Source organism: Streptomyces sp. NPDC059456 (assembly GCF_042750055.1).
Taxonomy (GTDB): domain Bacteria; phylum Actinomycetota; class Actinomycetes; order Streptomycetales; family Streptomycetaceae; genus Streptomyces.
In genome coordinates this window covers 1-1,951 of the sequence record NZ_JBHYVA010001029.1, presented here as the reverse complement: position 1 = coordinate 1,951, position 1,951 = coordinate 1, and the positions used below count along the sequence as shown (strand labels likewise).

Annotated in this window: 1 protein-coding gene; it reads left to right on the top strand. The window is 77.3% G+C overall.

The annotated features are described in order from the left end of the window. The coding region (locus tag ACFXA3_RS41805; protein WP_385196631.1) for an FtsX-like permease family protein at window positions 1-1,877 on the top strand (1,877 nt) is incomplete at its 5' end. Window positions 1,878-1,951: the final 74 nt, after the last annotated feature.

Sequence of the window (1,951 nt, the reverse complement as noted above, 5' to 3'; positions counted from 1 at the left end):
AGCGGGAACTGCGCGTCGTGGGACACGCCGCCGGCAGCGGCGTCTGGTTCTCCGACACCGAAGCCCGCACCCTCTCCGGACACCCCGACACCCTCGACGCCCTCGTCCTCCTCGACGCCGACCCGGCCCGGGCCCGCGCCGCCGTCGACGGCCGCGCCCAGGTGCTGACCGGCGCCGACCGCGCCGTCGACCCGCAACTCGCCGGCGCCAAGGAGATGCTGACCGGCCTCGGCGGCTCCTTCGGCGGCACCGCCACCCTCGTCGCCGTCTTCACCGCCGCCGCCACCGTGGCCCTGTCCGTCGGGCAGCGCTCCCGCGAGTTCGCACTGCTGCGCGCCGTCGGAGCCACCCCGCGCCAGATCCGCCGCACCGTCGCCACCGAAGCCCTGCTCGTCGCACCGGCCGCCGGCGCACTGGGCTGCCTCCCCGGCATCGGCCTCGCCGCCTGGTGGTTCGGACAGCTCCGGGCCAAGGGCGCGATCCCCGCCGGCGTCGAACTCACCGTCTCCTGGATCCCCCTCGTCACGGCCGCCGCCGCCGGACTCGCCACCGCGCTGCTCGCCGGCTGGGCCGCCGCCCGCCGCCCCGCCCGGATCCGGCCCGGCCAAGCCCTCGCCGAAGCCGCCGTGGAACGGCTGCGCCCGGGGTGGATCCGCACCCCCCTGGGCATCGCCGCCCTCGCAGGTGGCGCCACCTGCGCGGGCCTGGCCGCCACCGGCCGCGGGGAGGACGCCGCCAATGCCGCCCTCGGCGTCGTCATGCTCTTCATGCTGGCCGTGGCCCTGCTCGGCCCCCTGATCGCCCGCGCCTGCGCCGCCGTACTCGGCCTCCCGCTGCGCGCCGGCGGCGCGTCCGGCTCCCTCGCCGCCGCCAACTCCCGTACCAACGCCCGCCGGCTCGCCTCCGCGATCACCCCGATCGTGCTCGCCATGGCCTTCTCCTCGACCCTGGTCTTCCTGCACACCAGCGAGGAACGCGCCGTCCGGCAGCAGCAGGAGGCCGGCCTGATCGCCGACCACGTGATCGCCGACCCGTCCTCCGACGCCACCCGTGCGGGCGTCGCGATCACGCGTACCTCCGTCCTCGTGATGACCGGCACCGGCACGGAGCGCTCGCTCCGGTCCGCCTCCGCACAGGGCGTCGCGGGCGACGTCACCACCGTGCAGGATCTGGGCGTGCGTGCGGGCAGCCTCACCGCGCTCCGGCCCGGCACCGTCGCCGTGGACCGCACCCTCGCCGACTCCGCGCACGCCGGCGTCGGCGACCGCATCGAACTCCGCCTCCCCGACGGGACCCCGGCCACCCCCGAGATCGTCGCCGTCTACACGCGCGGCCTCGGCCTCGGCGAGATCACCCTCGCGGCGTCCGACCTCACCGGCCGCACCACGGCCGGGCACCCCACCGAACTCCTGATCCGCGGCCCCGTCCCGGCGGGCATCGGCCCGGCCGTGTCCGCATCGGCCTGGACCACCGCCCGCAGCACGGACCGCGAGGTCAACGCCTGGGCCAACACCACCATGGCGGCCGTCCTCGGCGGCTTCGCCGCCGTCACCGCCGCCAACACCCTCGTGATGACCGTCCTCGACCGCCGCCGCGAACTGCGGATGCTGCGCCTCGTCGGCTCCACCCGCCGCCAGGTGCTGCGCATGCTCCGCTGGGAGGCCCTGCTGATCGGCGGCGCGGGCGTCGGCCTCGGCACCGCGATCGCCCTGGCCACGCTGTTCCCGCTGACCAAGGCCGTCACCGGGGCGCCCCCGCACATCCCGCCGGTGCTGTACGCCTCCTTCGCGGCCGCCGCACTGGCCCTGGGCCTGGCGGCCACCGCCCTCCCGGCACGCTGGACCCTCCACCGCGACGGCCGGACCACAACGGCCTAGCCGCCACCGTACGTCCGTACCTCCGTACGCCCTGCGCGCGGCCCCCCCCCCAGCGGCGGGGCGCGGGGCCCCCG